The 25,749-nt window shown below is 44.9% G+C and carries 19 protein-coding genes; 15 read left to right on the top strand and 4 right to left on the bottom strand.

The annotated features are described in order from the left end of the window. Positions 1-52 precede the first annotated feature (52 nt). The 15 genes from ACQY73_RS13805 to ACQY73_RS13735 all read left to right on the top strand — a co-directional run bounded on the left by ACQY73_RS13805 (position 53) and on the right by ACQY73_RS13735 (position 20,175). Positions 53-1,156 (top strand): FecR family protein, encoded by a 1,104-nt coding sequence (locus ACQY73_RS13805; RefSeq protein WP_428666984.1) that lies wholly within the window; start codon positions 53-55, stop codon positions 1,154-1,156. Positions 1,157-1,345: 189 nt separating this feature from the next. Next, entirely contained in the window at positions 1,346-4,777 is a 3,432-nt protein-coding gene (locus tag ACQY73_RS13800; RefSeq protein ID WP_428666981.1) for a SusC/RagA family TonB-linked outer membrane protein, read from the top strand. Positions 4,778-4,810: 33 nt separating this feature from the next. Further along, positions 4,811-6,241, top strand: a complete 1,431-nt coding sequence (locus ACQY73_RS13795) for a SusD/RagB family nutrient-binding outer membrane lipoprotein (protein ID WP_428666978.1) — start codon at positions 4,811-4,813, stop codon at positions 6,239-6,241. Positions 6,242-6,252: 11 nt separating this feature from the next. Then, the gene (locus ACQY73_RS13790; protein WP_428666975.1) at positions 6,253-8,127 is read left to right on the top strand and encodes an FAD-dependent oxidoreductase; all 1,875 of its coding nucleotides are present in this window, start codon (positions 6,253-6,255) and stop codon (positions 8,125-8,127) included. Between the two features lie 6 nt (positions 8,128-8,133). Then, positions 8,134-9,492 (top strand): FAD-dependent oxidoreductase, encoded by a 1,359-nt coding sequence (locus ACQY73_RS13785; RefSeq protein WP_428666972.1) that lies wholly within the window; start codon positions 8,134-8,136, stop codon positions 9,490-9,492. Between the two features lie 233 nt (positions 9,493-9,725). After that, positions 9,726-10,817: a serine hydrolase domain-containing protein gene (locus ACQY73_RS13780; protein ID WP_428666969.1), complete on the top strand. Its 1,092-nt coding sequence runs from the start codon at positions 9,726-9,728 to the stop codon at positions 10,815-10,817. Positions 10,818-11,090: 273 nt separating this feature from the next. Further along, a complete protein-coding gene (locus ACQY73_RS13775; protein ID WP_428666966.1) occupies positions 11,091-11,525 on the top strand; it encodes a MarR family winged helix-turn-helix transcriptional regulator in 435 nt (144 codons plus the stop codon). Then, positions 11,525-12,856 (top strand): TolC family protein, encoded by a 1,332-nt coding sequence (locus tag ACQY73_RS13770; RefSeq protein ID WP_428666963.1) that lies wholly within the window; start codon positions 11,525-11,527, stop codon positions 12,854-12,856. Before ACQY73_RS13775 ends, ACQY73_RS13770 begins: the two co-directional genes overlap by 1 nt. Before the next feature lie 25 nt (positions 12,857-12,881). Beyond that, positions 12,882-13,991 carry an HlyD family secretion protein gene (locus ACQY73_RS13765; protein ID WP_428666960.1) on the top strand — a complete coding sequence of 370 codons (1,110 nt, stop codon included), beginning with the start codon at positions 12,882-12,884 and terminating at the stop codon, positions 13,989-13,991. Between the two features lie 45 nt (positions 13,992-14,036). Next, on the top strand, positions 14,037-15,593 hold the full coding sequence (locus ACQY73_RS13760) for a DHA2 family efflux MFS transporter permease subunit (RefSeq protein ID WP_428666957.1): 1,557 nt from the start codon (positions 14,037-14,039) through the stop codon (positions 15,591-15,593). A gap of 980 nt (positions 15,594-16,573) precedes the next feature. Continuing rightward, complete coding sequence (locus ACQY73_RS13755) at positions 16,574-16,960, top strand: hypothetical protein (protein ID WP_428666955.1); 387 nt, start codon at positions 16,574-16,576, stop codon at positions 16,958-16,960. A gap of 30 nt (positions 16,961-16,990) precedes the next feature. Beyond that, on the top strand, positions 16,991-17,398 hold the full coding sequence (locus tag ACQY73_RS13750; protein WP_428666952.1) for a DUF3244 domain-containing protein: 408 nt from the start codon (positions 16,991-16,993) through the stop codon (positions 17,396-17,398). Positions 17,399-17,450: 52 nt separating this feature from the next. Beyond that, a complete protein-coding gene (locus ACQY73_RS13745) occupies positions 17,451-17,843 on the top strand; it encodes a DUF3244 domain-containing protein (protein ID WP_428666949.1) in 393 nt (130 codons plus the stop codon). Between the two features lie 401 nt (positions 17,844-18,244). Continuing rightward, the gene (locus ACQY73_RS13740; RefSeq protein WP_428666946.1) at positions 18,245-19,240 is read left to right on the top strand and encodes a sensor histidine kinase; all 996 of its coding nucleotides are present in this window, start codon (positions 18,245-18,247) and stop codon (positions 19,238-19,240) included. A gap of 179 nt (positions 19,241-19,419) precedes the next feature. Beyond that, positions 19,420-20,175, top strand: a complete 756-nt coding sequence (locus ACQY73_RS13735; RefSeq protein WP_428666943.1) for a LytR/AlgR family response regulator transcription factor — start codon at positions 19,420-19,422, stop codon at positions 20,173-20,175. Positions 20,176-20,178: 3 nt separating this feature from the next. Here ACQY73_RS13735 and ACQY73_RS13730 read toward each other — a convergent pair whose 3' ends face one another. The 4 genes from ACQY73_RS13730 to ACQY73_RS13715 form a co-directional block, all read right to left on the bottom strand. After that, positions 20,179-21,261: a GNAT family N-acetyltransferase gene (locus ACQY73_RS13730; protein ID WP_428666940.1), complete on the bottom strand. Its 1,083-nt coding sequence runs from the start codon at positions 21,259-21,261 to the stop codon at positions 20,179-20,181. A 90-nt stretch (positions 21,262-21,351) separates the two neighbouring features. Next, positions 21,352-22,431 (bottom strand): class II fructose-bisphosphate aldolase, encoded by a 1,080-nt coding sequence (fbaA, locus tag ACQY73_RS13725; RefSeq protein ID WP_428666937.1) that lies wholly within the window; start codon positions 22,429-22,431, stop codon positions 21,352-21,354. Positions 22,432-22,529: 98 nt separating this feature from the next. Next, entirely contained in the window at positions 22,530-24,074 is a 1,545-nt protein-coding gene (locus tag ACQY73_RS13720) for an ArnT family glycosyltransferase (RefSeq protein WP_428666934.1), read from the bottom strand. Positions 24,075-24,295: 221 nt separating this feature from the next. Beyond that, positions 24,296-25,660: a dipeptidase gene (locus tag ACQY73_RS13715; protein WP_428666931.1), complete on the bottom strand. Its 1,365-nt coding sequence runs from the start codon at positions 25,658-25,660 to the stop codon at positions 24,296-24,298. Positions 25,661-25,749: the final 89 nt, after the last annotated feature.

Here is a 25,749-nt window from a genome sequence, read left to right as displayed (position 1 = left end):
CTGAGTATCGTTCCAAAAAGCTGTCCTCTCTGCTTCTGAAACCCCTTTTCAGATGCAGCAACGTAATCAATATACTAAAGTTGAAGATTTTCTGGCCGACGAATCGTTCAAAAAATGGCTGTTGGAACGCATAGACAAGGATGGTTGGGAAGAATGGACGTTGGAAAACCCGCAACGGGCAAAACTCGTGGAAGAGGCAAGAGTATGGCTATTGGCCATGCGTGTACCTGATTCTCACATTTCGCCTTCCCAAACGCAGGCCGCTCTGCAAATGACATGGGAGAAAATTAAGCAGCGAGATGAAGTAAGCGAAAAACCTTCCATTGAATTTTGGAATACCGGTTGGTGGCGCAGCATTGCGGCCGTTTTGTTGATTGGTATCGTGAGTTGGTGGTTCTATCAGAGACAGGCTACGATCCGGCACCATGTTACCTATGCTGAACTGGTAAAACAGAATCCTGATGGATTGATCGAACAGGCTAACAATACGGATAAACCGCAGCTCATCACGCTTTCCGATGGCAGTTCGGTCTTGCTGCAACCCAGGAGCAAGTTGAGCTACCCAAAAAGCTTTGCCGGCAATGAACGCACCGTTTATCTCTCCGGAGAAGGTTTCTTTGAGATCAGCAAAAATCCTGAAAAACCCTTTTTTGTCTTTGCCAATGAGATCGTAACCAAAGTGGTTGGTACGAGTTTCAGGGTAAAAGCCTACGCCGATCAGCCTAATGTAGAGGTGGTTGTCAGAACCGGAAAAGTAAATGTAAGTTCCAATGAACGGATTGCTGGTTCGAAGAAAGAGGGCGTAATGTTACTGCCAAACCAAGGGATAAGATTTGAGCGCCAAGAACTCACTTTCGAAAAAACTATTGATATAACTCAGGAAGATCCTATTGTTCAGTCTCTTACCGCTATTGAAAAGGTAAGTTTTGAATTTTCAGATGTTCCTGTTTCCCAAATTTTTAAAACCATTGAGCAGGCGTATTTGGTAGAAATTGATTTCCCGCACGCGAAGTTGAAAGACTGCTATCTTACTACTTCGTTGAGCGATCAACCTTTGCCCGAGAAGCTCAAGATCATTTGTGAAAGTCTTGGAAATAATACCCGTTATGAAATGCACGGAAATCAAATCATTATTCAGTCGGATGGCTGTAATTAACCTTAAACCTATCGCCTATGCTCCAAAATAAGTGTTGATATACTCATAAAAAAAGCGTCGAAATGCTGCTACATATTCGACGCTGAGAATGTCCCCGATGATCCGAAATCAATATGCCCTCTGCTAAGGGCAGGGGAAGTGTTTTGCCAATACCCGCATAATCAGTACTAACTAAAACAAGTCAAAAATATGAAAAAAACGTTGACCTACAAACGATTACTCTATCGAATCGTGAAAACGTCCTTCCTTCAATTCTTTCTGTTAATTGTCTTTACAAGTGTCACAATGGCCACTCCACTGAAAGGCCAGGAGATACTTGAACGAAAGATAAGCATCAGCGTTTCAGACGAGACGTTGGATAATGTGCTTCTGCAACTCGAAAAAGCAGCACAGGTAAAATTTTCCTTCAATTCAAGGGCGTTGCAACTGAATCGGATCGTGAGCCTCAACGCCAACAATGAATCTTTGTCAAGTGTACTCACCCGCTTATTAAAACCTCTGAAAATAAAATACATACAGGTGAGCAACCGAATAGTGCTGCGAAAGGAGGACGCTTCATCGGTTGGTTTTTTAGACGAAGAAATTCCCGTTAAAATATTGGAAAGTCTCCCGGTGGATATACCCATCACCGGTACCGTCACCGATGAAAGTGGCGCAGGGTTGCCCGGGGTGAGTATTTTGATAAAAGGCACCCAACGCGGTTCCACCACTGACCCCAACGGTAACTATAAAATCGACGTACCCGACGGCAATGCGCTATTGGTCTTTTCTTTTGTGGGGTATTTGTCACAGGAAGTATCGGTAGGCAATCAAAGTCAGCTAAACATTAGCCTTAAGGTAGATACCAAAACCTTGGATGAAGTAGTGGTAACGGCTTTCGGGATCAAGCGCGAGCAAAAAGCGTTGGGCTATGCTTCACAGAAAGTAGGCGGCGAGCAACTGTCTTCCGTTGGAAATGCCAACATCCAAAATTCGTTGCAGGGCAAGGCCGCCGGCGTTCAGGTGCGCCTCAGCAGCAGCATGCCCGGAAGGCCGGCATTGATCAACATTCGGGGTTCGCGTTCCATTACGGGTTCCAATGAACCGCTCTTTGTGATTGACGGTTTGCCCGTGGCGTCAGGCAGCCGCAGTATTGATTTCAATCCTGCCGATGTAGAGTCGATGGATATTTTGAAAGGTCCGGCGGCGGCGGCGCTGTATGGCGTTCGGGCGTCAAATGGAGTTATAGTGATCACGACCAAAAGCGGCAAAAACGCCAACCGAAAGCCTTCCATTACCTTCGATTCCCAGTTTGCACAGGATAAAGTGAGTTTTTTGCCTAAGTTACAATACGAATATGCGCAGGGCAATAATGATATTTTTGACCAAAATGCTTTGTTTGCTTTCGGCCCCAAAATCAGTTCTTTAGGTACTTATACGAATCTTTTGGGTGAGCAGGAACAGGCCGCTTCGTACCGAAATATGGACGATTTTTACGGTGCCGGATTCACGTTCAACAACAATTTAGAGATCGCGCAGGGCGGAAGTTTCGGCAATTATGCCATTGGCGTGGGGCGTACCGACCAAAAAGGAGTCATTGCCACTACAGGAATGCAGCGCACTACAGTGAAGTTCAACGGACTCATGACGCCGTTTAAAAAATTCAAGATCGGCCTTTCCTTAAATTATGCCGACATCAACGTGGACGATTTTCCGGACGAAGCCGGCAACGTTGCCTTTTTTCGGACGGTTTACGAAACACCTCCTTCCTATAATTTAAAAGGAAAGCCCTATGCTTCTCCCACAAACCCTTACCAGCAGATTTTGTTTCGGGCGGCGCAAAACAATCCTTATTGGATCATCAAAAATAATTATCGCAACAACACTACAAATCGTACCTACGGAAACCTGTTTTTGGAATACCAATTAGTCAAAGGCCTGAAAGCTACTTATCGGGTAGGTTTAGATAATTTCAACACGAAAGTTGAACGATACGATGAGCTGGGAACGGGCCCAACGGGTCGTACCACGCCGCCAAGCGGAGGAAGCTTTGTGTTACAAAATCAGCGGGAAACGCAATTGAACTCCAACTTCTTTTTGAGTTATGACAGCAACCTAACGCCGAATTTGGTATTGAACGCCATCGTTGGAAATGAGTTGTTTGATATTCGCCGCACCGGCAGTTCGATCACGAGTTCCAATTTTGTAACGGGTGAATGGCCGAGCATCGCCAACGGAACAACCATTGTATCAAGCAATAACAACAATGCGCAGCGAGTGGTTGGATTTTACGGGAACGTAAACGTGGGTTACAAAGAAATGCTGTACCTCAACCTGTCGGCGCGGAAAGACTACGCATCCAATTTACCTTCCGGGAATCGCTCTTTCCTTTATCCTTCGGCAGGCTTGAGTTTTGTACTGACGGAAGCAGTTCCTTCGCTGCAAACTGTTTTTACTTTTGCCAAACTTCGGGCCAACTATGCCGAAGTAGGCCAACTGGGGCAGTTATTTGTCAACGGGGTAGGTTATTCGGCGGCTAATCCCGGGTATCAGTTTCCACTCAATGGCGTTGCCGGATTTTTGCCGAGCAGCACAAGCATCAGCCCTACGCTTCGTCCGGAAAATACACGCAGTATAGAATTGGGTACCGAACTCAGGTTCCTGAAAAACCGCATCAGCGTTGACTATACCTATTTTAGAAGCCTTTCTGACGGGCAAATTTTTGGAATTCCGTTGGCTCCTTCTACCGGTTTCAGCAGCCAGGTCAACAATGCCGGGAAGTTGCTTTCCAGAGGCCACGAAATAATGCTGCGTCTGACACCTTTGAAGAATGCGCAGTTTAACTGGGATTTCAATGTCAATTTCTCCAAATACAAAACGACCGTTGAAGAACTGCCCGCCGGCTTAACGCGCATTGTATTGTCGGATGCCAGCGGAGCCATTCAATTGGTGGCAGAAAAAGGACAAACCTATCCTTCCTTTTTCGGACGTCCTTACCAACGTGACCCTGCTTCGGGTCAAACAGTAATGAGTTCAACGACAGGAATTCCGTTGCAGGACCCTGTACAACAAATCCTTGGCACACCTAACCCTGACTTTGAACTCAATTTTATCAATTCACTCCGTTACAAATCGCTTTCCCTTGGGTTTCAGGTAGATTGGCGCAAAGGAGGTTTATTTTTCTCCCAACTTCAGGCCGAATCTCGTACCAGAGGGTTGTCTGCCGAAACCCTTGATCGTAACGATAAGCAAGTGCTGCCCGGCAAAAAAGGCAAATTTGTGAATGGGGCGTTGGTGGTTGAAGGAGAAAACGATATTGCGATCGTAAAACAAAATCCTTACTGGGCGGCGGTCAACGCGATTCCGGAATCCAACCTCGACGATGCGTCGTTTGTGCGCCTGCGCGAAGTCAGCCTCAGCTATGATTTTCCGGTGACGATGATGAAAAAGATCGGTTTTGCGGGAGCGAGTGTCTTTCTGACAGGACGTAATCTTTTTCTTATTACTAAAACGTTTGTTGACCCCGAGCTTAACATGACCAGCACTTTGTCGGGCGTAAGTACGGGTAATTCGGTCGGTATTGAATGGTATCAGCAACCCCAAACCCGCAGCCTGGGCGGCGGAATTCGGTTAAAGTTTTAGCAAATCAGTTCACAAACAAATTGACATTCACCAATGAAAAAAATCATATATCTATGGGTTCTGGCCGCGTTTCTCTTTGTGGGATGCTCAGAACAGACGTTAAACGAGATTGACACCAATCCAAACATCATTACCAATGCGCCGCTCAATACCATTTTGCCCGCCGCCGAAATGACGGTCGTGCAACGGATCGTAGGCAACAGTTCGATCACAAGTGGCTATATAGCAGAGCATACCAACTATACAGGGGTCAACACGGCAACCAAACAGCAGGTAGGAGGAGGCACTCCGTGGACGAGCGGCTTTCAGGCGATTCGCTATTTCAACGACATACGTACCAAAGCGGAAGCGCAGCAGCGCGTGGGCTATGCCGCCATTGCCGATATTATGACAGCCTATACGCTTTCATTATTGGTGGATTGGTTTGGCGATATTCCTTACAAACAGGCCGCGCAGGAAGGCGTTGTCCAACCTGCTTTTGACAAAGCGCAGGACATTTATACCGAAATTCAAAAACTTCTGGATGCGGGAATTCAAAAATGCGATCAGGCATCGACTGCTGCGAGCCGTCCTGCCAACGACGACCTGATCTTTAAGGGCGATATGACATTGTGGAAAAAAACGGCTTGGGGATTGAAAGCCCGAATGTACAATCGCCTCAGTAATGTCAATGCGCAGGAAACGGCGCAACAGGCACTTACGGCAATTGGCAATTCATTTGCCGCCAACGAAAATTTCACGGTAACGGGTTATCAGTCAAACCCCGAAAATGCCAACCCTATTTCCAACAGCTTTATGACCGCATCTACCATCGTCATCGCCGATGGAATCGTAACGGCAATGAAGTCATTTTTGGAACCAAATGAGGATGTCTTGGCTGACCCCAGAGCGCCGATCTGGTTTACAAAGATCGGCGGAAAGGTGGTGACACCGCCCACCAGCCGCGCCAATACGGATGTGACACTCAACGGCACATTGTACTCCAAACCTTTGTACCTGCAAAACCGCACTTCGCCGCTGCCATTGCTTACCTATACTGAATTAAAGTTTATCGAAGCCGAAGCGCAGTTACGTTTAGGTGACCGCGCCAAAGCCAACGTTGCGTATGAAGCAGCGCTACGTTCTTCACTGGCGCAATCGGCCATCTTTAACGCCGCCGCCGCACTGACCACTGCTCAGATCAATGCCTATTTGGCGCGCCCTAAAGTAATGCCCGGTGCCGATAAATTGACGTTGAAAGACATTATTACGCAGAAGTACATTTACTTTTTTATCTTCCAAAGTCAGGAAGCGTATAACGATGTTCGGCGTACGGCGCTGATTACGCTAAACGACCCTGACGGTACCGCAAAGCGCATTCCGTATCCCGTTGATGAGATCGCACGCAACGCAAATGCACCGCAGTCTTCCGATCAAAATACGGTGTATAATGAAGCGGCTCGTTTGTTTTGGGCTAAACTTTAAAACGTTTCATTATGCGTAAGTTATTCATTATCTGTTTGTTGTTAAGCATATCGCAACTTTATGCACAGCAGACCAATGTGGATGTGGTGATCTACGGTGCCACACCTTCCGGCATATTTGCGGCGATCAATGCCGCCCGCGAAGGGCACAGCGTTGCGTTGGTGGAAGAATACAAACACATTGGCGGACTCATGACGGGCGGCTTATCTTTTACCGATTTTCGCTCATTGGAATCGCTCAGTGGTACATTCAATGAGTATCGAAACAGGGTGTTGACCTATTATAAAAATAAGTACGGTCAAAATGCCAAACAGATAGCCGATTCGTATCAGGGGGTGGATGCTGAACCGCACGTTACGCTCATGATCTTTAAGCAATTACTGGCCGAGCAACCGTCCATCCGAATTTTTACACAACACCGCATTGTGAAAGCGACGGTAGCTAAAAACAGTCAGAGAATTTCAAAGATACAGTCGGTAACCTTTACAGATCTGACCAACGGGCAAGCCGTAATAATGACCGGAAAAGTGTTCATTGACGCTACGTACGAAGGGGATCTGGCCGTAGCGGCAGGCGCAGAGTACCGCATCGGAAGAGAGTCCAGAAATGAGTATTGTGAACGTTATGCCGGCCATATTTTCTATAAAGCCGGGCAGATTTTGGCGGAAGGAACGGGCGAAGGTGATCAAAAAATACAAGCCTATAATTTCAGGGTCATTATGACCGATTCGGCCGCCAATCGACGCATGATCGAAAAACCGGCTAATTACGACCGCAATGAGTTTTTGCCCATTGCTAACGTTTTTGCCAATGGAAAGGTACAAAAGATATTTACCGAAACGCCCGATGGGATATTAAGAGTACAGCCTTTGGTGAATCGAAAAGCGGATATTAACGACATCAAAAATGCGCCCGTTCGCATGTCGTCATTGGGTAAAAATTACGACTATCCCAACGGCAGTCCCGAAGTAAGAAAACGCATTATTGAGCAGCATCGTGAGCATATCTTGGGCATGATCTATTTCCTGCAAAACGATGAAAGCATTCCGTTGGCTGCCAGAAAGGAAGCTTTGGAATGGGGCTTGGCGAAAGACGAATTTGCTGATAATGACCTGTTTCCGTACCGTTTGTACATTCGTGAAGCGCGCCGGATCATGGGCGATGTGGTTTTTACCGAACGCAACGTCGATCAGGCAACCAACTCCATTCGTTCTGTACTGAATCCGAATGCCATTGCCATTTGTGATTACTCGCTCAATTGCCACGGCGTTTCGGCGCCCGGGCCGATCTATGCCGATATGACGGAAGGAGATTTTAATTACACACCGCAACCGTTTCAGATTCCTTACGGAGTGATGCTGCCCAAGAAATTCGATAACTTATTGGTATCCGTGGCGATCTCTTCCAGTCATGTCGGATTTTGCGGCATTCGACTGGAGCCTACTTGGTCGGCGTTGGGGCAGGCCGCCGGTTTGGCGGCGCATTTGAGTTTGAAAAAAGGAATATCCGTCACGAAAGTAAATGTTGCGGAATTACAGTCCGGTTTGATCAAAAAAGGCGCAAAAATCATTTATGTAAGCGATGTAGAAGCCGAATCGCCGTATTTTGAAGCGGTACAATATTATGGTTCAAAAGGTTTTTTTCATGATCTCTACGCCCCCGAAGATGTCAATTTGATTCCATTGAAAGTCTTGAAATTACAATACCGAAATGCGTCTTTGTATCACAACATAGACCCTGAAAAGTCGTTGGATCCGGCGCTGGCGGCTCGTTGGATAAAGAAACTGCCTTTGAAAGACCAAGCACCAACAACGCAGTTTTACCAAAGCAAAAGCTGGAAAAGAGGCGAGTTCTTGAATGCATTATACGCGAAGAATAAATCGTAAACTGATATGTTGAAAAGAAGAGATTTTCTAAAAACGGGAGCTTTGGCTGCATTGTCTCCCTTGCCAACCGAAGCCGATGAATTGGCCGGACAGAATGAAAAAACGGTACAGGAACCTAAACGCGAATTGCCCGTTGTGAAAGAAACCGATGTGGTGGTATGCGGTGGTGGGCCGGCCGGTTTTGCCGCCGCATTGAGTGCGGCTCGAAACGGCGCTAAAACGACCCTGATCGAAGTCCACGGTTGTTTGGGCGGGGTTTGGACGTCAAGCTTGTTGAGCAATATCATTGATTCAAACGGCAAACCGGGCATCATGAAAGAACTCATAGATCGCCTCAACGCCACCGACGCGCAGTACACCGCTACCAAATACGACGCCGAATTGATGAAATGGACACTCGAAGAAATGTGTAAAGAAGCAGGCGTGGAAGTTCGTTTACACACGCGGGTAACGGCCGCTTACCGGGACAAGTCCAATAAAATAGAATACATTGCCACCGAGAGCTTTTCGGGCCGGGAAGCGTGGAAGGCCAAAGTGTTCATTGATACTACCGGCAATGGTGAGCTGGCCGCGCGGGCAGGTTGTCAATTTGATGTTGGCGAACCTGAAACGGGCAAAGTGCAACCTATGTCGTTGATGGTAATATTGAGCGGATTGAACGAAGCTGACTTGGTAACGGCAGGCTACATCAAAGGCCCCGGCAAAGACGGCTCGCCCACGGAGCCCGGAAATAAAAAGCTACACGCCGAAATCCTCAAAGCGGGTATAGACGCCAGTTATACCATGCCGAGTTTTTTTTCTATTCGTCCCGATATGGTGGCGTTGATGGTCAATCATCAGTACGGCGTTTCGGCATTGGATGCCGGCGCGGTGACGAAGGCTACGCTTGAGGCGCGCAACGAAGTCAATCGAATTGTGGATGCGCTGCGAAAAATGGGCGGGATGTGGTCAAAATTGCGAATCGTCACTACCGCCGCTCAAATTGGGATTCGGGAAGGAAGGCGAATTCATGGACTTTATACGCTCACCAAAGAAGACCTTATCAATGGCGCCAAATTTGATGACGGCGTTTGCACCGTCAATTTCGTGGTAGATATTCATGCGTTGGCCCGAGGCGAAGGCGGCGGATACAGCAGCGGAGGAGTTAAAATGAAACCCTATCAGATTCCGTTACGGTCGTTGATCGCCAAAGATGTAAACAATTTAATGATGGCGGGACGATGTATCAGCGGCGACTTTTACGCCCACGCCAGTTATCGTGTAACGGGCAATGCCGTCCCGATGGGCGAAGCTGCCGGTAAAGTAGCTGCCAAAGCTGCATTGACCAATCGATTGCCTAAAGATATATCTTGGGACAAGGCATAATTGATTTCTCTGAATTTTGAGTAACCGAAATTCAGAGAAATCCCAATGTTGTAAATGGTAGTGAGCATTCGGTAAAGTAAGCATACATTTTTTGAAATTTTAATAGGCGTTAAAATGTAGCCAACGCAACTTATTGTGATTATTAGGCATCTTGAAAGCAATTCCGTATCTTTTGTCAGAAGGTGCGACAAAGAAATATATCTTCTCATTTTCAACGGATGCCTGAAAAACAGATGAAAACTTTTTGGATTATTTTGTTCGGAATGATAATTAGCCTGAATTGCAATGGGCAGAATAATTTATTAAAAAATCCCCTTCCGGATCTTCCGAATAGTGAGCCGAAGCAAGCGGGAATGAATCCGGATACCATTAATCATTTACTGCATTTAATTAAAACAACTCCGCCTAATGATTTTCGAGGCATGGTAGTTATCAAAAATAACCGACTGGTTTTGGAAGAATATTTCAATACTTATTGGCGAGAAACTATCCACGATATACGTTCGGCGGGAAAAAGCGTCACGTCTTTGCTCTTGGGCATTGCAATTGACAAGGGACTGGTCAAGGATGTTGAACAGAGCATATATGCTGCCCTGCCTGCTTCGAAAATTGGTACACCGCTGACAAGTGAACATGCAGAAATTAAGATCAGGCATTTGCTGACCATGTCGTCGGGATTACATGCCGATGCCAACGACAGTCATGCGCCGGGGAATACGGAAAATTGGCTTACCAAAGACGATTGGGTACATTTTGCGGCTTCTTTGCCGGTGATATTTACCCCCGGAGAAAAATATGTTTATAACGATGTCTGTCCGATGTTGATCGGGGCTATTATTGAACAGGCTTCCGGTAAAAAATTGGCTGATTTTGCCCGAGAGAACCTTTTTGCGCCACTGGGTATCCGTGAATATTATTGGTATACAGCTTCCAACGGAAGTACCGGGCCAATGGGAAATTTGTATCTGTCAACGCTGGATTTTGCCAAAATTGGCCAATTGGTGCTCAATAAAGGCCGTTGGCAGGGAAAACAGATCATCAGTGCTCGTTGGATAGATGAAATAGCCCAAAAAAGAGTTGACCTTACCGGCAAAGACCCTTTCGCAGCAGCTTATGGATATTTTTGGTACAGCGCTTCAAAAGTCGTGAATAACAAAAAGTTTGACTACTTCTATGCTTCGGGAAACGGCGGCAACCTTTTATTGATCGTGCCCGCCGAGAATTTGGTGGTAAGCCTGACATCAAGTGCTTACGGGCAAGGGTACGGCCATCAAAGGTCATTTAATATCTTTTACTATCTATTAAGCGCTGTTTCGGAAAAATAGTGTTGCTGCTCAAAACTCTTCACATCTAAAAATTCACCTTTCGGCAATGACTGAGGCAGTTATACCTCAATGTTAGGCTGAATTTTTATTGGTATACTTTTTTATAATTCTTCCCCTAAATCGGGCGACTCCGGTACGAGACGCGCTATGTAATTCATTTTTTTAAAACAGCCGGCAAATTAAAATGTCATTAAGATAACGATATTCGTTATGACGATATTTGTTTAAACAAATGTTGATAGTACTTTTGCTGCGTCTTAACGGGAAAATTTAATGGGAAAGGAATTTCGTAATCAATACCATCGACTCATTGCCAATTTGCACCAAACAGATGGGTATATCTTCAATTACTTCGGACAGAAACTGGCTCCGTTCGCTCTGTCAGTACAGCAATACGTGGTTTTGCGTCGATTATCGGAAGTATACCCTAAAAGCCTGACGGCCGGGGAACTGAAAGAGAAAATGACAGATATCAACTCTGATATTACGCGTCTGACGGATCGGTTGGTTTCGAAAAACTTAATTGTGCGCGAGGTTGATCCCGAAAATCGTCGTCGGGTAAATCTGCGATTGACCGAAGAATCGAACCGATTTGTGCAAAAAGCCGCCGAAGAGTTCAGTGACTTTGAGTCCATCGTCAGCCACCTGACCGATGAAGAAGTACAAATAATGAATACACTCTTGGAAAAAATTAGAAACAGGGAATAATGAAAAAGTATGTGATTGTAGCCGGTCTGTGTCTACTGAGTTCGGGTGGATTGATTGCCCAGTCTGCGTCCACAGTTTTGCCGCTTTCCAAAGCAGTTGAACTGGCTTTGCAGAACAACAGGGGCATTAAATTGGCTGAAACTCAGACCTTGGCAGCCGAGGCGCGAGTGCAGGAAGTGAAGGATCGCAGTTTGCCGCATGCCAATGCATCGCTGGCCTATTCACGTTATCAACTCACCGGTCCGTTCGCAATGGGGCAGGGAAGTGATGGAAAAGCGTTGTTTGAGATTCCGGCAGGAGCGTTCAATGCTACCATCGGAGGGATTACGGTCTCTCAGGAAGTATTTGCGGGTTATGCCGAAAAATCGGCGAAGAAGTCTGCCGAGTTGTTGGTGCAGGCAAGCCGCTTGGATGCCAAACGGAATCGCTCGGAATTGGTCTACACCGTGACGGATGCGTATTACAACATTGTCAAGCTGATTCGTTCAACGGCTGTGATCGAACAGAATATTCGACAGTTTGACGAAAAAGAACGCGATGCCCGCAATTTGGAAAAAGAAGGTATTGTGACGGGCAACGAGGTACTGAAAATTCAGTTGCAAAAAAATAACCTGCACCTGAGTCAGTTACAGGTGGATAAAGCCCGCCAAACGGCGCTCTACAATTTCAGTCTGCTCATCGGATTGCCGGAACAGCAAAGTATCATGGTTGATACTACCTTGACAAATCCTGTAGTAACCCTTGAGCCTTTGACCAATTTTATTACTCAGGCGGTGCAGGCGCGGCCTGAAGTAGAGGCAAATACATTGCGAATGCAATCTGCCGAAGAAATGCTGCGGAATGCCAAAAGCGGTAAATATCCGCACATAGGTGTTTCAACGGGGTATAATTACATCAACCCCACGGCGCGCCTGATTCCCCAATCACAATCATTTATAAGTGCCTGGAATATAGGCGCAAACATAACCTACAACATTGGTTCGCTTTACAATTTGAAAGGTAAACTCAGCAGTGCTAAAACGGTCATTGATCAAACAAATCTGCAAGGCCAACAGCAAACCGATCAGATTCGGTCGGAAGTGGTAACGGCTTACAATAATTACCAATTGGCACTGGAGCAACAAAAGGTGATCAGTACCGCTGTAGGGCAGGCGCAGGAGAATTACCGCCTTTCGGAATCAAGATTTCGTAATGGCTTGGTAGGCTCTACCGATCTGTTGGAAGCCAATAACTTTTTGCTACAGGCGCAACTCAATGTGATCAATGCCGCGATAGATGCTCAACTCGCTTACCAACGCCTGCTGAAGGCTACCGGCAATAACTTTAATTAATCTCGTTTTGCAAGACAATAAACCAATGAACAGGAAAATAGTATTTCGTATAGGTGGTCTCCTTATTTTGGCCATTGCTCTCTTTTTCGGCTACCGCGAATTTCGTTATCTGCAAGGCCATGAAACTACTGACGATGCCCAAATTGACGGCGATGTCAATCCCGTTATTCCCAAAGCCGGCGGGTATGTAAAGGCCATTCGTTTTCAGGATAATCAATTTGTAAACGAAGGAGATACGCTCATTGTATTGGACGATGCAGATTATCGCATTCGGGTCAACCAAGCGGAAGCGGCGTTAGAAAGTGCCTTGGCTACCGCGGGCGTAACGCGTTCAAACATCGGCGTTGCCTCGGCTACGGTTGAAAGTTCGCAGGCAAGTGTGCTGACCGCTCGCAATCAGGTAGCTACGGCGCAGGCAAATGTTACGGCGGCACAGGTTAGACTTCGTAAAGCAAGCTTAGATTTTGACCGTTACAGTCGATTGTTGGCCGAAAAAACCGTTCCGCAACAACAATTTGACGCTGTTCAGGCCGAGCGAGATGCCGCCCAAGCACAATTGCAGGCTGCCCAGGCACAATTGCAAACCGCTCAGGCGCAGGTAAATGCCGCCGGTACGCAAACGGGCGTGACCAACTCTCAGCGCCGGGTAACAGAAGGACAAATATCGGTCGTACAGGCCACCGTTAAACAACGCCAGTCAGAACTGGATATGGCCAAATTGCAATTGTCTTACACCGTGGTGCGGGCACCGATTTCGGGAGTAGTGTCGAAACGGGCCGTGCAGGTAGGCCAATTGGTGCAGCCCGGGCAGGCATTGTGTTCTGTGGTAGGTAACACTTCATTGTGGGTAACGGCCAATTTTAAGGAAACACAATTGGCAAAGATGCACAGCGGACAACCGGTAGCCATCAAGGTTGATGCCTTTGAAGGCGAAAAAGTAACGGGCCATGTGGGTTCGTTTGCGGGCGCTACCGGCGCAAAGTTCTCGCTTTTGCCACCTGACAATGCCACAGGAAACTACGTGAAGGTAGTTCAGCGGATTCCGGTACGCATTGATCTGGATAAAAGCGATTCGTTGTATACACGTTTGCGGCCGGGCATGAGCGTAACGGTAGCAGTAGATCTACAGAAATAAGGGTAGGAGTTGAGTGAAGTCCGTTGCTTTTAAATTGAACCGATTATGAATTTAGGTTTTGACAAATGGATCGTTGTGCTTACAGTAACAACGGCCGCCCTGTTGCAAACCATTGACTCTTCCATTGTGAACGTAACCCTCAATCAGATGATGGGAAACCTTGGGGCGTCGTTGGGAGATATCAGTTGGGTTGTCACGGGTTATGCCGCTGCCAGCGCCGTCATGATTACCATGTCAGGGTGGCTGAGTGCCAAATTGGGACGGCGAAATTACTTTGCGGCTTCCATCATTTTGTTTACCATCGCTTCTATCTTTTGCGGTACTTCTACCAATGTATGGGAGTTGGTCTTTTTCCGGGTCGTGCAGGGAATTGGCGGCGGCGGATTACTTACCACTGCCCAATCCATTCTGATTCAGACCTTTCCCAAAGAAGATCTGGGGATTGCCAATGCCATTTTCGGGATGGGCGTTATCATCGGCCCTTCCATTGGGCCAACGTTGGGAGGCTATATTACCGATAATCTTTCCTGGAACTGGGTGTTTTACATCAATATTCCCTTCGGAATTGTGGCAACGGCTATGACCTATCTCTTTATTAAAGAACCTGATGAGAAAGTGGAGGCGGGCAAAATGGACTGGCTCGCATTGATACTTTTAACGATGGGAATCGGCGGTTTGCAGATCATTCTGGAAAAAGGAGAAGAGAAAGATTGGTTTGACTCAGGTTTTATTATTGGTATGTCGTTGGCCGCCGCAGTAGGACTAATTGGTTTCTTATGGCGCGAATTGACCGTTAAACTTCCCATTCTTGACCTAAGCCTCATGCGGCAGCGTCGGTTTGCCGTGGGAACACTTTTCAATTTTATTTTGGGTTTTGGCTTGTTTGCTTCGGTGTTTATCATTCCGGTTTTCTGTCAAACTATTTTAGGATTCACAGCCAGCCAGACCGGTTTGCTGCTGATGCCGGGCTCAATTGTGACCGGATTGATGATGCCGGTAGTGGGTGGGTTAATGCGGAAAAACTTTATTTCACCTATCTGGTACGCAGCCATTGGGTTTCTGCTGTTTTTCGGATTCACCTATGATCTGTCAACCATTGGGCCGGATGCCGGGCCGGATTATTTCTTTTGGCCGCTCATTATTAGAGGAATTGGAATGGGTATGATCTTTATTCCGCTCACTACCATTACCTTGGCTGATTTGAAAAATATCGAAATTCCGCAAGGTTCTGCCCTCACGAACATGGTGCGTCAGTTGGGAGGAACGTTTGGCACCGCCATCATGACTACTTATATTTCAACCCGCTCGATCATGCATTTGTCGCGGTTGAGTGATAATGTATCCATCTACAATGGGCAGGCCGTTGAACGGATTCGTCAGTTTACCAATCTGTTTTTGTCGAAAGGCGATGCGTTGGCCGTGGCTACCCGCAAAGCGTACGGACTGATTCAGGGAGGAATTGTAAAACAGGCAATGGTCATGACCTATGCTGACTCTTTCCTGATCATCGGTGTGTTCTTTCTGATCTGTGTGCCGCTACTGCTTTTATTTGTTGGTAAGAAAATTCAAGCTCCTGCTCACGTTGAAATGAATCTGGACTGAAAAATAAAAAATCTGAAATTATTTTATTGTTACGCCGCAGACGATGGTTTCTTTAAATCATCATCTGCGGCGTAATGTTGTTTATTGGTAGTACCTTAAGCAATCAAGTAAAAATTTTCAGTTAATTGAAATTGTTTCAAACAATTGAATATCAGTCAAATAAAGTCCTCCCTACAGGGGAGGATTTAGGTGGGGTTACTTAATGAAAAGAAGTTTGAATCTCACGACTTCTTTACTCAAATTAGCCCTCGGCTTCTCAAAACCAACCTTCTGCTATTTACACCCTGACCGATATTTCGTGCGATTCATCCCGTAAAAAGGATGATTTAACACTTTTTTATTCTTTGATGCAACATTCGCTTATACATTTGCATCATTGAATTGCGTTAATCGTTAAACAAGGTTTGCAACTGATCTAAGCAAACGCTGAATGTCCGAAAGTAATAAATAGTTTGTTCGAAATCGGACAGTTGTTAAAAAAGAAAAAAATAATAAAATGTTGATTTTCAAATAGTTATTATTTTTTAATTGATTGGCACAGCATTTGAATTAAATACTTTGAAGATTATTTGTAACCTTTTGCAGTAGCGCAAGTATTCACTAACAGCCATCTAAAAACATTTTCTTACAGTCATGAAAACAATTTTTTCACTTACCTGCTTCATCCACAATCCAAGTTCATAAGGTAGTTTACCATTCATCCGTTCAATGTACCTCTCATGTACTTTGTATTGCATAGTACCAGATAAAACAAGCAACTTTGTATCGTCATTTAGGAAAACAAATAGTAACAGCCATTAAGAAACAGTAACAGTAAGTACAGCCATAACAAAGTTAAAGAGTAGAAGTAGCATACAGCCAATAATCATAAAGAAGTACCGAGTAAGCAGTTTACAGCCAACAGAAAACAATAAATTTTAACAACAGCCAATTTTTTAAACAAACCGGTGCGGCGATCCGCAACACAGCCAACACAAATCATGAAAACGTTCATCACCACCCTCGCCTGCGCTTTAGCGCTTACTTCATCAGTAGCTTTTGCCGCTGATCCAACCGAAGACAAAAAAGCCAAACCTTTGCAAGTAGGCGTATTTACCACCAAAGAAGCCAAAATTCAGATGGCAGTTCGTAAAGGTTCCGACCAAAAAGCAGTTATTACGTTGCGTGACGCTAAAAATAATGTCGTTCACGAAGAAATTATGACCAAGAAAGCGCAAAAATTTGATTGCCGCTTTGATGTAAGCGATCTTACCGATGGAGAATATACCTTGGAAGTAGCGTCAGGTAACGAAAAAATTCAGAAACATGTAAGTATCAAGTCGGCCAAACAGGAAGTTGCCGGTTTACGCAGCGTTCAATTAAACTAATAAGTCTCTAACAGCCATCCAACAAAAATCATGAAATCGTTAGCCATTCTCTTTGTAAGTGCCTTAACATTAGGATCAACCGCAGTAAATGCCAATCCGGGAAACACTACAACTGCCGGAAACAAAAAAACAGAAAACCGTACCGCCATCACGTTTGAAACGAGCGCTTATATTACCAAAGACGCCTCCATTCGGTTGGCAGTGAAGAAAAACGCTCCCGAAAGAGTATACATTACACTCCGCGATGCCGGTAACACCATTCTTTACAGCGAGACAATCAATAAAAATGAGATGTCATACGCGGCCAAGATCAACGTAAAAGACCTCACAGACGGTGCCTATAAATTGGAAATTGCAACAGGCAAAGACCGCGTGGTAAAACGCCTGAATCTGTCTTCTTCCAAAATAGAAACGGAACGTTCGATTACAGTAAATTAATTTCTCTTTTTTATATCAAATAACAACAGCCAATTTTTAAAAATCAAAAATCATGAAAACGATCATCACATCCCTTGTTTGCGCTTTGGCGCTTAGTACTACGGTAGCTTTTGCTCACCCAACTGACGAAAAATCAAAAGACAACCGCCCTGTGCCGACTTTTGAAGCAAGCACTTATGTTTCTGCTGATGCGAGCCTTCGCGTAGCGATCAAGAAAAATAGCCCCGAGCGAGTTTATGTTACGTTGCGCAATGCCGAAGGAGTGGTACTTTTCAGCGAAACCATCGGTAAGAAAGAAATGACATATGCCGCAAAATTCGACGTGAAAGATTTGACCGACGGAGCGTATCAGTTGGAAATTACTTCAGGTAAAGAGCACGTTGTAAAAAAATTGAACCTGACTTCTCAGAAAGTGGAAACCCAACGTGTGGTAACCGTTTTGTAATATTTAGTTATTAACAATCATTTCTTGCGAGAGGCGATGCATTTGCATCGCCTTTTTTGTTGGCCTCATTCCGCTCTGTTGTTGCTTCGTCGGAATTTGATTCAGGATAATTGAAAAATGCAGTTGCTTTGTCATTGAAGTTAGTAGGAATTTTTGTGGACATAGAGTGCCCCGGAGTACTGCACAGAGTTTCACAGAGTCCAATAATTTCTTTTGCTCTGATAATAAATAACTTAACCTCTGTGGTACTCAGTGAAACCTCTGAGAAACTCTGTGTAAAAAAATTATCGCAAAAATTGCCAAAGAACCGAATCGCCCAACATTTAATTCCTCAGCCTTATTTAAAAAAGATAAATCATTTACTTGCGTTTTCAATGAATGTTATCCCAATCGAGCCTCCCATGAAAATTAAGGTGAACCGTATCGAAGTGATTACGTGGTCAAGCAGCGCATTGCTCATTTTATTGATGAATACCAATTTAAAAACGGGCGAAATTCGGTGGAATTGGGTGATCGTAATTACGCTTTCATCCTTTTTGATCGGAACGATACAAAGCACTTTAATGCCGCGCCTGATGCAACATGCGGCTGATTGGACCGTCCAAAAAATGTTGGGCCTCTATGCGCTTTCCATTATTATTACGGCAGTAATAATAGGGAGCGCAGTAATGTTTATCATGCAAACCATTGAAGGAGTGCGCTATTCTGCGGGTTCGTATCTTTCAAGTGGTATGATCTATTCCCTAATGACCTTTGCCTTTACATCGGTTTATATGATTCGGACAATTGTAGATCGTTGGCGTACTTCTTTATTGAAAGAACAACAACTCAATCAAGCTTTATTGAAGGCCGAATACGATACACTTAAAAATCAGGTAAATCCTCACTTTCTGTTCAATTCATTGAATATTTTGAGCGCCCTGATTCCCGAAGACCCTGAAAATGCCGTCAATTTGGTCGAACGCCTTTCGAAAGTTTTTCGATACAATCTTCAAAACAATGATCGCATCACGGTAGATCTGGGAACCGAACTGAAAATTGTGGAGGCATATTTATTCATTCATAAAATGCGGTTTGGTGATAATCTCTCGTATCATATCAACGTACCTAAAGACGAATGGCCGCGCCAGATCGTGACCCAAGGATTGTTGACATTGGTCGAAAATGCCGTAAAGCACAATGAATGTTCTTCCGAAAAACCGCTGAAAGTAGAAGTGTACGTTTCAAGTGATGGCGTAGTGGTTCGCAATAATTTTCAACCTAAAAACAAACAATTCCTCGAATCAACGGGTATTGGGCTAAAAAACCTGAAAAGTCGTTATGCACTGCTTACGGCTCAAAAAGTGGAGGTGGCAGAAAATGCTCAAACGTTTGAGGTAAAAATTCCTTTTGTTTAAAGGAAATAAGCAGTTACTCAAATTTAGGCCGCATAAGGTTGTTTGACCCCATCCGGGGTCATAGGTCTGTAGAAACCGGCATATTATCTATTAACCTATGACCCCGGATGGGGTCAAACAACGCACGAATAATTTAAAGCAGTTTTGAATAAGCACTTAAACAAGAATTAATCCACAAAATGAAAATCCTGATCCTTGAAGATGAACCTCTGGCCGCCAAGCGTATCGAATCGTTGGTAAAATCGTTGGAGCCTGACGCTGAAATTTTGGCCAAGCTCGAAAGCGTACGAAGTGCCGTAAAATGGTTCAACGAAAATCCGCAGCCTGATTTGATATTGATGGATATCCAACTGGCGGATGGGCTTTCTTTTGAGATTTTTCAACAAGCCGACGTTTCAGCTCCCATTATTTTCACGACAGCCTATGATGAATACGCCATTCGCGCTTTTAAGGTAAACAGTGTAGATTATTTGCTGAAGCCCATAGAAAAAGAGGAACTGGAAGCGGCGCTTGAAAAATTTAAATCCCAAAAAGCCACAATGCCGCAGGATCGGATCGGAAAAGCGCTGGATGCTTTGTTAAGCCAAAAAACCGAATGGAAAACCCGATTTTTGCTGAAAGCCGGCGCTCGTTTTGATATCGTGGAAATCAATGATGTAGCTTACCTGTATGCGGAAGACAAAGTGGTGTTTTTGGTGACAAAAGAGCAAAAGAAATATTACGTAGACGAGACGCTTGATGAATTGGAGCAAAAACTAAACCCTACGCATTTTTTTCGGATCAATCGAAAGTATTTGACGCAATTGTCTGCCATTGAGCGCATTGAGCCACATTTTAACGGACGCCTAAAAATAAAACTTCGCCACCGTGAAGACGATGATGTATACGTAAGTCGCGAAAAAGCCGAAGTATTTAAAAAATGGCTTGATCTGTAAAGGCTAGTTCATCAGCCGGGTTTTTGCCCACCAACTGATTTCCTGCTGCGGAAAAGTAGTATCCCACACAAACCGACTCATGTCGGCGGCGCTGGAGGTTTTGTGCGAGATTTCAACCACACGCATCACATCAATATGGTGCAGCGAAGCGTCAAAATCGGGAGCAAGTGTCATTTGAATGTCTCTGAAAGGCACGTAGATTTCCAATTTTGCGCAGATGTATTGATCTTTTTCCACATCATACGCTACGGCCCGTCCGTCGGGCAAAAGCAGCATCAATGGGCAATGAAAAAGCTGCTCGTAAAGAGAATTAAAATAGTGCCAACCAAAAAACAAATACACTTTTCGTTGAAAGCCGAGTCCTACGCTTTGAAGTGACTGTTCAAGCGCAAACGTCCGATTCTTAATATGGTCGGCCCAATTGGGTTGTTTGTGCGGATCAATGTGGCGCAACCAACGCTTCGTATTCCAGTCATAAATCTCTGCTTTGCCGAGTCGAAGCTTATAATCGTAGATCGAAGGACGCTCGTGAACATAGCCCGGATAGTACCATTGGCGGTCGGTCGATTTGGCATATTCTATTTCGAGCAACATGGTATATATTCCGAGGCTGTACGAAGAATATCCGGGGTCAAAAAGTCCCAATAAACTCATAAGACTGTTCTCTCCCTGATCAAAATAACTGACCGCCACGAGCCTGTCATCGTCGTAAACGGCCACTTCATACGTCTCAAAACGTGGCGTTAAAACCAAAAATTCTTCCAAAGAATTACTCAAAAAACTTCTGAAGCGTCGTTGGTGCTGATGGAAAAGTTCTTCTTTTTCGCGGGTGATCGTCGCTCTGCGAATTTCATGCCGAAATAGCTTCTCATTGCGATGTAACAACTTCCTGAGGCGCTTGGAATGCTCATGTTCCGACAGTTTGATGCGGATATTGATGGGCGCACAAATGTCATTGTCAAAGCACGTAACCTTGGCCCGAAACAGCATATTTACCGTCCGGAACCAGCCTGAAGCCAAATAACGGTCCAGTCGCTTAGGAGAGAGTTGGTGGGGTAAATAATACTGTAGGATAGGGTCGTTCATGCACTAAAAATAGATGAAATTTGAATAAAGAAAAAGGCGGTAAAAAAATTAATTTTTACCGCCTTTTTAGTACAAAAATCACGCCACAGATTATCCCAATCTATTGATGCAATTTAGGTCTTCAAAGGCAAGCGTAAGGCGTTGTACCATGCTTTCCTCTCCTTTGCGAAGCCACACGCGTGGGTCATAATATTTTTTGTTCGGAGAGTCAGGACCTTCCGGACTGCCAAGTTGCGATTGCAGATAGCCTTCTTTGTCTTTGTAATATTTCAGGATACCTTCCCACGTTGACCACTGCATATCGGTATCAATGTTCATCTTAATGGCACCGTATTGAATGGCTTCGCGAATTTCTTCACGCGTACTGCCCGAACCCCCGTGAAATACGAAGTTTACAGGGAGTGGGCCTGTGCTGTATTTTTCCTGAATGTAATCCTGAGAGTTTTTCAGAATGATAGGTTGCAATTTAACGTTGCCCGGTTTATATACACCGTGAACGTTGCCAAAAGCCGCTGCAATCGTAAAACGGTCAGAGATCTTGCTTAATTCTTCATAGGCGTAAGCTACTTCAGCAGGTTGGGTGTACAATTTTGAACTATCTACATCAGAGTTGTCCACTCCGTCTTCTTCACCGCCTGTTACGCCCAGTTCGATTTCGAGGGTCATGCCTATTTTGGCCATGCGCTCAAAATACTTAGAGCAGATCTCAATGTTTTCTTCGATCGGCTCTTCCGACAGGTCCAGCATGTGCGAGCTGTATAAAGGCTTGCCGTATTGGTCAAAATATTTCTCGCCGGCATCCAGCAAACCGTCGATCCAGGGTAGCAGTTTTTTTGCGCAGTGATCGGTGTGCAGAATAACGGGAACTCCGTACAGCTCAGCCATTTGGTGTACGTGCATAGCGCCTGAGATCGAGCCTGCAATGGCCGCCTGTTGGTTGGCGTTTGAAAGGCTTTTGCCGGCATAAAAAATACCGCCTCCGTTGGAGAACTGAATGATAACGGGAGAGTTAACTTTCTTGGCAGTTTCCAATACCGCATTGACGGAGTTGGTACCTACAACATTGACAGCAGGAAGTGCGTAATCGTTTTCGTTGGCGTGACGAAAAATTTCGCTTACGCCTTCGCCCGTTACTACTCCTGATTTAAAGCGGGTTATGATTTCGCTCATGGTAAATAGTCTTTTTTGGGAAAAAATTTTAGTTAAACAAAGATATGTTTCAACTTAGGTGGGTTGAAGGTGCAAAGTAGCAAAATTTTGAGGAATTTTTATAAAACAACTATACTTGCTGCGGGTTCTCTTCTCCGATAGATCATAACGCTGTCAACTATTTTTACGAGTTGATAATGTTGAGAAATATATCTTTTCAGTATCGGAAAATAATAGTGACGGTAAGTAGTATCGCACTGAGAAGACAGGTGTTTGACAGCAATATCCACAAAAAGGGAAGGCTTATTTTTTTCCATGTCTGTTACGACCTGTTGGAGTCGGTAGGGTTGATGCGGCCCCGGCAAATACGCATTAAATGTATGCGCGGTCCGAATTCCCTGCGGCATGCCGGTACTTATAAAAAAACGATCAGCCCATCCCCAAAGTACTAACTTATTTCCCTGCTCATGGTATTTTTTCAGCACGCTCGTAATTTCAGTTTCCGGTCGACGGTGCGGAATGGATTCGAATGAGACAAGGTTACCGACACTTTGAAAAATGGCGAACAAAGCTAACCAGCGCAAACCGAAAACGGGATTAGTGGAAATACACTCGACCACTACAAATACCAAAAACAATAAAGGAATAATCAGAAACAAGAGATAGTGTACAAAGAAATTGCCCGATTGCAGAACGGCATATATTGCTGAAAGTAAATACAGAAAGCTAAAACATACTAACCTGAAGGGCACGATTCTGTTCTTTTGCGAAACCATGAATAAACTCATCAACCCGCCAACGACCAATGTGAATTGCCCGATGAAATAAAGGACAACATGCTTACTGTAAAAAACAAAGTGGAGCACACGGCCCAAGTTAAAGCGTTCGGCAAGGGGTAATTTGGAAAAAGTGGTTGTGTAAGAATAGAAGAAGATATTCCAAAAATAATCTTGCCAAAAAGAGTTGATGTCGTGATGAGAATAATAGAAGATATTTACCAGCAGGGTGGGAAATATACCTCCTGCAATTAACAGAGCGATAGTAAGGCGTTGTTTTTGGAAGATCAAAAGCTCTAACGCAAAGCCCGCAGTGACCAACCCCAAAGGAATAGCCTGAAATTTGGCAAAAGGCAGCAGCCCTAGAACGAAACCTAAGATAAATACTTCCCACCAAGTGGAACGCCCTGTCTTTTCGAATTTACAGTAAAGCCATAGGCCGATGGTCAATAAAAAAATGCATACGTGCTCCGAATTGTAGGAAACAAAAGCAGGATTCCAGGTAGTACTGAGATAGATGACCAAGGGAAATATATACCACAGTGCCTTCCGGGGTTTGGTATATAAACAGAATGTTTTAAATAAGAAAAGGAGACTTCCCGCCCAGAATAAAACTCCGACCAGTTTGGCAACAAGATAACTTTGTTCAAAGCCAAAAAAATGAACAATAACCAATGGCAATACAGTCAACGGCCGGCTGTCACTGTAGTTAAAAAGTGTCCACCATTTTTGGGAAGACTGTAGCACCGTCAGCGCGGAAGCGATCCAAGTGCTTTCGTCTTCGTCGTATTCACCATCACTGATAATGAGCCATCTTCCGATGATCAGGCAGGCCATCAGGCCATAAAATATCCAATCAGCCCGATGAGATTTGGCAAAGTGAATCATAACGATACATATTCTATTGGGGTAGTATGACTGCCCTGAGGCAACTTCAAAAGAATACGTGATTCATTCTGTCTACTAATTTTTGCTGCTCCTGATCACGTCAGGAGAGAGATTGATTGAATGACATTTTGGTGATCTATTCAATCAATCTCTCATATATTAGTTGTCGGAATATGAAGCGTAACTACTTATGAGGAAACCTCAGGTAGTTGCAATATACTTTATTTTTTCAAATCGGTATAAAATTTGAAGAATAATGGGATAGTTTCTATCCCTTTGTAGAAGTTAAAAAGGCCATAACTTTCGTTGGGCGAATGGAGAGCGTCGATGTCCAGACCAAATCCCATCAAAATGGATTTCACGCCCAACTCCTGCTCAAACAATGCCACAATGGGAATGCTTCCGCCGCCGCGTGTTGGCACAGGCTGCTTGCCACCCCATGCTTCTTTCATGGCCAACTCGGCAGCTTTGTATTCTATTGAATCCACGGGAGTGACATATGGCAGTCCGCCGTGGTGAGGTTTTACCACTACTTTTACCGAAGGCGGCGCAATGGAAAGGAAATGTTTGGTGAAAATATCGAGAATCTCGTCGTTGTTTTGATCCGGTACGAGGCGCATACTGATTTTGGCATATGCTTTGGAAGGCAATACCGTTTTGGCTCCTTCGCCCGTATAGCCGCCCCAAATTCCGTTTACATCCAGCGTAGGACGAATACCGGTGCGCTCAATGGTGGTATAACCTTTTTCACCTTCGATCTCGTCAATGGCCAAGTCAAGCTTGTATTCGTTAAGGTCAAATGGCGCTTCGTTGATGGAGGTACGTTCGTCAGTACTGAGTTCCTGTACTTTATTATAAAAGCCGGGGATCGTGATGTGATTGTTTTCGTCTTTTAAGGAAGCGATCATTTCACACAAGACATTGATCGGATTGGCTACCGCCCCGCCGTACACGCCGGAATGCAGATCACGATTGGCGCCCGTTACTTCTACTTCCAGGTACGTGAGTCCGCGCAAGCCGACTTCGATGGAAGGAACATCGTTGGCAATGATGCTTGTATCTGAGATCAGGATTACATCCGCTTTGAGTTTTTCTTTGTTTTCACGCACAAAGGCTCCCAAATGGTCAGAGCCTACTTCTTCTTCGCCTTCGATCATGATCTTGACGTTGCAAGTCAGAGAGTCTGTTGCTACCATGGTTTCGAGGGCTTTGATGTGCATATAGAATTGCCCTTTATCATCGCACGAACCGCGAGCGTAAATGCGCTCGTTGCGGATGGTTGGTTCAAAGGGCGGGGTTTCCCATAATTCATACGGGTCGGCGGGTTGTACATCATAGTGGCCGTATACCAAGACAGTAGGTAGCGACGGGTCGATGATTTTTTCTCCATACACGACCGGATGGCCGGGCGTTTCGTGAATTTCGGCCAAATCAGCCCCGGCTTTCAGGATGGCTTCCTTTACGGCTTCGGCGCAACGGCGCATGTCACCTTTGAACTTAGGATCTGCGCTGACGGATGGAATACGAAGCAAGTCAAACAACTCACTCAGAAATCTATCTTTGTTTTGTTCGATGTATGTTTTCATTTTGTTTGGATATAGATAAAAAGACCGTTCTTCTTTTGTTGAATCCGTTTGCCCCAAAGTTAGCGGGGTAAACGGATTTTAACGATTTA

The organism is Runella sp. (assembly GCF_965279615.1).
Classification (GTDB): Bacteria; Bacteroidota; Bacteroidia; order Cytophagales; family Spirosomataceae; genus Runella.
This window is presented reverse-complemented; position numbering and strand designations above follow the sequence as displayed.